A 7,536-nucleotide genomic window follows, 5' to 3' on the forward strand; every position below is an offset into this window, starting at 1 on the left:
AAATTTCCCATGCCGTGTCCCTACCGACAATGTGGGAGCGCAACCGGGTTTGCCACGTAGGGACACGGCAACGATCAAATTAGATTTCTACAGAAAATTTCCCATGCCGTGTCCCTACCGACAATGTTTGATCGCAACCGGGTTTGCCACGTAGGGACACGGCAACGATCAAATTAGATTTCTACAGAAAATTTCCCATGCCGTGTCCCTACCGACAATGTTTGATCGCAACCGGGTTGGCAGCTTTGGGGCACGGCAATCATCAAATTTAGAATTGTACAAACTATTTCGGATGTTCCCTACTCGTTGCCAAACCGACAATGTTGCGCGCGATATGCCTGGGGCACGCTGCGCGATCGCAACCCAACCATTTTAAGATCGAAGGGGATTTCACTGGGTTGAAAAAACTATTTAACGGGTTGAACCGAATGGATACAAAAGCGTTCAAGCGTAGTCTCCAACAATCTGAAAACTACCACCGCAAAGGATTTGGTCACGCCGAGGAAGCTGCATCTGCTCTCCAGTCAGAATATCAAAGCAATCTGATTGAGCAAATTCGCGACAACAACTACACCTGGCAACGGGGGGATGTTACGATCCGCCTAGCCGAGGCGTTTGGCTTTTGCTGGGGGGTCGAACGTGCTGTCGCAATGGCATATGAAACCCGCCAGCACTTCCCTACCGAGCGCATTTGGATTACCAACGAGATTATACACAACCCTTCCGTCAATCAGCGGTTGCGGGAAATGCAAGTTGAGTTCATTCCTGTAGAGCAAGGCGAGAAAGATTTTTCCATTGTGGGTGTCGGTGATGTAGTAATTTTACCCGCCTTCGGTGCCAGCGTTCAAGAAATGCAGGTACTCAACGACAAGGGATGCACCATCGTCGATACAACTTGTCCTTGGGTTTCCAAAGTTTGGAATACGGTTGAGAAACATAAGAAAAAGGCTTACACCTCGATCATCCACGGCAAATACAACCACGAAGAAACCGTTGCCACCAGTTCGTTTGCTGGCAAGTACTTAATCGTATTAAATATTGCCGAAGCCGATTACGTTTCCAATTACATTCTTAATGGCGGTAAGCGGGAAGAATTTATGGCAAAATTCAGCCGCGCTTGTTCGGCGGGATTCGACCCCGATACAGATTTAGAGTGCATTGGAATTGCCAACCAAACCACCATGCTCAAAAGCGAAACCGAACAAATTGGCAAGCTGTTGGAACATACCATGATGAAAAAATATGGCCCAGATAAGTTAAACGAGCATTTCCAAAGCTTCAATACTATCTGCGACGCCACCCAAGAACGTCAAGATGCCATGTTCAAATTAGTGGATGAAAAAATAGATTTGATGCTAGTGATTGGCGGTTTCAACTCTTCCAATACTACCCACTTGCAAGAAATCGCCATCGAGCGGGGCATTCCGTCTTATCATATCGATAGCGCCTCTCGCATTGGTTCTGGTAACCGGGTTGAACATAAGCCATTACATCGCGATTTGGAAGTAGTTGAAAATTGGTTACCCGATGGCAAAATTGTCGTCGGGGTGACTTCCGGTGCTTCGACGCCCGATAAAGTAGTCGAAGAAGCGCTCGAGAAGATTTTTGAGTTAAAAGCGGCGGTTGTCGTTTAATTAGCGGCGTTTGTGAAAGGTTTCTACGTTTACAGCGGATTGCAGTCGGTGATGGTACATCTTTGTTTGTCTAGCGGCACCCTTAAGGGTGCCGCTAGACAAACAAAGCAAAAAGGCTGTACTTCAATGAGAAAGCAATCCTTTGTATATTTCGGGGCAGGCATCTCGCCCTCCATTGGGGGGGTAAAAACGAGTTGCCTGCCCTATTTTTTGCTCGCAGGACTTACGCACGACGATCCAAGAAACCGGGTTTTTGCGTATATCTATAGTTCCCAAGCGAAGATTTTGCATATAAACCCGGTTTCTTGGCGTAATTCCTCAAAAATTTGCAGTTTGAAAGCTATATGAGTTTTGAAGCGATCGCTTTAAATGCCGCCAAAAGTTTAGCCGCTATTATCATGGCAACTTTGTGGGAAAAAGGCAGCAAATGTCTAGGAAATTTCAGTAAAAATTTAGATAAAAAAACTCAACAAACAATTTTCACCGCCTCGCAACAATACATCGAAAACTACAAAGAGCGTCACGGCATTCTAAAAGTGTTGGGAATGCGAGAACCTGTAGAATTAGAATCGGTTTATACCGCAGTTCAGTTTTTGGATAAATGGGATATCCGCCGATTTGAATCCCTGGAAAATCTCGAAAAAGCTTACCGCGAAAACCGCAGCTTTCAACCCAAAAATTGCCCGACTCAAGATGGATTGCAAGTAGCAAACGATAAGCAATTCTTAATGGTTATTGGCTGTCCCGGCGCTGGAAAATCAACCTTTTTGCGGAAAATGGGACTAGAAGCTTTGAAGGGCAAACAAGGCGGTTTTGCACAGGAATGCATTCCCGCTTTCATAGAACTAAAACAATTTACTTCCAGCGATATTAACCTGGAAAAAGCCATTACCGAAGAATTTCGCATTTGCGGCTTTCCCTTTCCGGAAGAATTTACGGCAGAATTACTCGCTAAAGGCAAACTTTTAGTTTTGCTAGATGGATTAGATGAAGTCCCGGCTAAAGTTGTCAACGATGCAATCGCTGAGATTCAAGATTTTGTCGATAAATACGATCAAAATAGATTTATTACCTCCTGTCGAACCGCTGCGTATCGCCATAATTTCCGCCGCTTTACCGATGTGGCAATGTCAGAATTTGATAGCCAGCAAATCAAGCATTTTATTAGCAACTGGTTTCAATCGGAAATCGATAAACAAGTGGGAACCGCTCAGAAATGCTGGGAACTATTGCAAAAACCAGAAAATTACGCTGCTAAAGAATTAGCTCACACGCCTTTATTGCTGACCTTGTTATGTTTGGTTTACGACCACAGTCAAAATTTTCCCACAAACCGCAGTGTTTTGTACCGAAAAGCTTTGAGAATTTTGCTAGAAGAATGGGCAGCAGAAAAGCGAATATTGCGAGATGAAATTTATCAAGGACTGAGAACGGAATTAGAAGAAATATTGCTGGCAGAAATAGCGTATAATGGATTCGAGGTCGATCGGCTATTTTTTACGCAACAAGAGATAGTGAGTCAAATTAAGACATTTTTGGCAGAGAATCTCAACGCACCCAAGCATTTAGATGGGGAAGCAATTTTAAAAGCGATCGCAGTGCAGCAGGGAATTTTAGTAGAACGCGCCGAATCAGTATTTTCATTTTCCCACCTCACCCTGCAAGAATATTTAACCGCCCAATATATTACCGACCATTATCAAATTCCCCAACTTGTAAACGAACACCTCACCGATAAACGCTGGCAAGAGGTATTTTTACTCGTAGCAGGATTGATGCGCGGCGGTGCAGATGAATTGCTGTTAATGATGGAAAAAGAAACGCAAAAATATATAAATACTCCCAAATTGCAAGCGCTATTAAACTGGACGCATCAAGCAACCGATGGTTCCGAAGGTAAATTTAAATCAGCAGCTAAACGCACGGCGGCATTATTTTTAGCGTTAGCAAGAGATCGCGCTTTAGAACTCGCCAGCACCCTCAGTCCCAACCTCGCTCGCGTGCTAGAAATTACCCGCATTCTCGATTTAGCCCGCGCCCTCAATCCCAACCTCGCGCGCACGATTAATCTTACCCGCACGCCGACTCGTCCTTCTACGCCGACTCGCGCTTTTTCCCGCGCCTTAACCCTTGCGATCGCGGAAGAATTAGAAGCAGTTAAAATCTTTACCAGCGTCAACTTTACCGTCTTAATTGCCAGACTGGAAGCGCTCAAAGTACAAGCGCCGGATTTCAACCAATCCTATAAAGTGCATCAAGGATTTAGCAATCGCGTTTCCCTCACCTGGTTAAACGCGCTTAAACTCAATCCAGAGTTAGTTTGTTTATCCGAGCGAGAATTTCAATCTTTGGAAGATTATCTTTATATCAATCTACTTTTGGTACGATGCAAACAAGCAGCGATGAGGGTTTCACCCAAAACCTGGGAAGCAATCGAGGGGCGCATGTTGCTGGTAGAGGGGGATTGATGCGTGAAGGCAACTTGCTAATTGCTAATAGCTAATTGCTCATTGCTAATGGCTAATTGCTCATTGCGATCGGCTGATAATATCCTTACATTAGCCATTAGCCAGCAACTTGAGTTACTACAATCGCTCCTGTGTTCTTTTGGCCTTTAATAGCTCCAGGTAAGCCAGGGGAACCACTATAGGCCAGAATATCGTAGCCAGTGCCAAAATCTGTTTTGATATGAGCTTGTCTTCAGCGGACAACCGCGAATAATCTTTATGAAAATATTTTAACCAGACCCTGAAAAAATGGGCGGCTATCATACAGTAAAAAAAAGCTGAATAGAAGATAATTATTGAATTCATAGTATTTCAAGGGTTTTAAAATGCTTTTCTTGTACTTGATATTTTAACCGACCTCTTGTCAAATTAGAAACGGCAAAATGGTGAAGTTTTGTTAGGGATAATTAAACGAACTTAATAGAACTAAAGCTCATTTTCGGAAACGGGAACTTTTCCATAACTTGATTAAAAACGACGGCTGCTTGAGATAAAGTTTGAGAAACACCTGAGATTGCCCGACTTATGCCTGACTTTTGCTTGAGCGAACAGTAGAATTAAGAATAATCAGAAAAGTGCAGATTTAAACATGTCTCGGTCAATGAGAGTCGCTCCCGCTTGCATTCCCCAGGTTAAGCTGGCTCTCTTGCGTCATGGCTTTCCTAGCCAAAAGGCATTGGCTGAGGAACTAGGGATGTCTCGCGGGACAACCGATAAATTTTTTACTGGAAAACCCGTTGATTTTAGGTACTTTGTCGAAATTAGCCAGAAATTGGGGTTAGACTGGCAAGCAATTGCATACATCGAACAAAATCCACCCATCGAAACAAAGCTAGACCCCATCCCACCCCAAACGCCGCAGCAGGAAAGTTTGGATATTGACACCCTTGTCGAGCAAGTAAGACGACGCTGCCACGATAAAATCCTTTTGCTGTACAGCAAAATGCAGCTATTGGACATTTCCCAGCCTATCGATTTGGATCGCCTCTACGTCGATGTCAACATTCTGGAGCAAATTACCAGTCAAAGGTGGTTAGAAATTACCGATTTGGTGCGAGGATTTAACCCAAGTGACGATAACTTTGACCGCTTTGGCTTGGGTAAAGTGCGTCAAGAAAGAGTACCAGGAATAGAAGCAGTTAAAAGGTATGACAGGCTGATGGTACTGGGTAAACCAGGAGCGGGAAAAACTACCTTTTTGCAACATGTAGCGATTGAATGCGTTCAAGGTCGGTTTCAAGCTAACCGAGTGCCAATTTTTATCCGACTCAAAGACTTTGCCAAATATGCCAGAGAGCGGGAAAATTTCCGATTACTAGACTACATCAGCCGAGAATTTCGCTGTTGTGGCATCTCAGAACAGCAGGTAACTGAAGCAATACTGACTCAAGGCAGAGGGCTGATTTTGCTAGATGGATTGGATGAAGTCACCGATGAGGATGAAAATAAAGTAGTCGAGGAACTTCAGCAATTTTCTGAAGATTATTATAAAAATAAGTTGATTATCACCTGTCGCATTGCCGCCTCTAAATATAGATTTCCCGGCTTCACATATGTCGAGGTAGCAGATTTTAACGACGCGCAAATTGAATCTTTTGCCCAAAAATGGTTTGTAGCCGTTGCCAGGAATAATGTTGCAGCAGGATTAGCCACAGCAAAGCAGTTTATTCAAAAGCTGAATCGTTCAGAAAATCAGCAAATCCGAGAACTGGCGATTACACCCATCTTGCTGCATTTAACCTGCTTAGTCTTCCAATCCAAAACCGATTTTCCATCTAACCGATCCAAGCTGTACGCGCAAGGAATAGAAATTTTGCTGAAAAGATGGGATGAAACTAGGGGAATTCAACGGGATGAAGTTTATCGATCTTTAACTTTACCGCGTAAGAAACTGTTGCTGGCTCAGATAGCAGCTATCACCTTTGAGCGGGGCGATTACTTCTTTGAACAAGACAAAATTCAGCAACTCATCGCCGACTATCTTGGCACTTTACCGAATGCTAAAACTGAACCGGATGAATTGCAGATGGATAGCGAGGCGGTGCTAAAATCGATTGAAGCGCAACATGGATTATTGGTAGAACGTGCGCGGGGGATTTATTCTTTCTCTCATTTAACATTTCAAGAATATTTCACTGCGCTAGAAGCAACTAGAAAAATTGTTTCTAAGTCTGAACCTCAAGCTTTGCAACATTTGGTCAGCTATATCAACCAGAAGCAATGGCGCGAAGTCTTTTTGTTAACGGCTGAGATGTTGCCAAGTGCAGATAGTTTGTTGCTGTTAATGAAACAAGAAATTGATGAGCTTGTAGCTAACGATAAGAAATTGCAACAATTTTTAATGTGGTTACGCGAGAAATCTCTTTCAGTTAATGCTACCTACAAACCGGCAGCAGTAAGAGCCTTTTATTTTGCTCTTGGTCATGGCTTTGACCTTACTCTTGCCCGTGTTATCGATGATACTTTTATCCCTGTTAACTTTCTTCATCCCGACTTTATTTTTGCTCGTGGTCTTGCCTTTGAGCGTGGTCTTACCATTGACCTCAACTGTGCCCTTTACCTTGATGACACTGACTATGATTTTAAATTACCTAAGAGTTACGATGTGCATGACTTTTTCTTTATAACGCACAATTACCAGATTCTTGAGTATGTCTTTTCTCCTGCATTTGACGGGATTATAGTATCTGAACTAAGGCAAGTGCTGCAACAACTCAAGGCTCAATTACCCGCTCCAGATAGGGATAGGGATAAATTTAAACAATGGTGGCAAGCTAAGGGTCAGGATTGGACTAATAAATTAAGATCGGTGATGATTGAACATCGCAATATTGGTCATGATTGGCAATTGATCGAACAGCATAAAAAATTGCTTAGCCAGTATTACGATGCCAATAAATTGCTAGTAGATTGCATGAATAGCGCGGCTAATTTAACTTTTGCTGTGCGACAGGAAATTGAGGAGACATTATTGTTGCCCATGGCTGAGATTGAGAAAAGAGGTAGTTGTGAGGATAGATAATCTGAGAGCTTGCAATTGTGGCATTATCCCGCCCGGAAATCAATGATGCTGTTGGCAAACTGGGATCGGTGGTGCTGTCCACACCCGCCTGGGGTTTAAACCCCAGGCTAATAGCGTAAGTCCGTTAAAACGGACTAATCTTCTCTACCAGTCCTGGCTGGCGTGGTGTTCTGCTACTCGCCTTGCAACTTGAGTTCCGGGCGGGTGTCGGCGACACTAGGGATCGATTTACCAACAGCATCATTGATGATGCTGTTGGCAAACTGGGATCGGTGGTGCTGTCCACACCCGCCTGGGGTTTAAACCCCAGGCTAATAGCGTAAGTCCGTTAAAACGGACTAATCTTCTCTACCAGTCCTGGCTGGCGTGGTGT

Annotated in this window: 4 protein-coding genes; all 4 read left to right on the forward strand. The window is 43.7% G+C overall.

What is annotated here, in order from left to right; translation table 11 throughout:
• The first annotated feature begins 202 nt into the window (after positions 1 to 202).
• The 4 genes from MiSe_RS46190 (at position 203) to MiSe_RS46205 (ending at position 7,163) form a co-directional block, all read left to right on the forward strand.
• Positions 203 to 376: a hypothetical protein gene (locus MiSe_RS46190; protein WP_226593633.1), complete on the forward strand. Its 174-nt coding sequence runs from the start codon at positions 203 to 205 to the stop codon at positions 374 to 376.
• A 52-nt stretch (positions 377 to 428) separates the two neighbouring features.
• Positions 429 to 1,634 carry a 4-hydroxy-3-methylbut-2-enyl diphosphate reductase gene (locus tag MiSe_RS46195; protein WP_226593635.1) on the forward strand — a complete coding sequence of 402 codons (1,206 nt, stop codon included), beginning with the start codon at positions 429 to 431 and terminating at the stop codon, positions 1,632 to 1,634.
• A 326-nt stretch (positions 1,635 to 1,960) separates the two neighbouring features.
• Complete coding sequence (locus tag MiSe_RS46200; RefSeq protein ID WP_226593637.1) at positions 1,961 to 4,102, forward strand: NACHT domain-containing protein; 2,142 nt, start codon at positions 1,961 to 1,963, stop codon at positions 4,100 to 4,102.
• Positions 4,103 to 4,730: 628 nt separating this feature from the next.
• Positions 4,731 to 7,163 carry an NACHT domain-containing protein gene (locus MiSe_RS46205; protein WP_226593639.1) on the forward strand — a complete coding sequence of 811 codons (2,433 nt, stop codon included), beginning with the start codon at positions 4,731 to 4,733 and terminating at the stop codon, positions 7,161 to 7,163.
• Positions 7,164 to 7,536: the final 373 nt, after the last annotated feature.

It is taken from the genome of Microseira wollei NIES-4236 (assembly GCF_020521235.1).
Taxonomy (GTDB): Bacteria; Cyanobacteriota; Cyanobacteriia; order Cyanobacteriales; family Aerosakkonemataceae; genus Microseira; species Microseira wollei.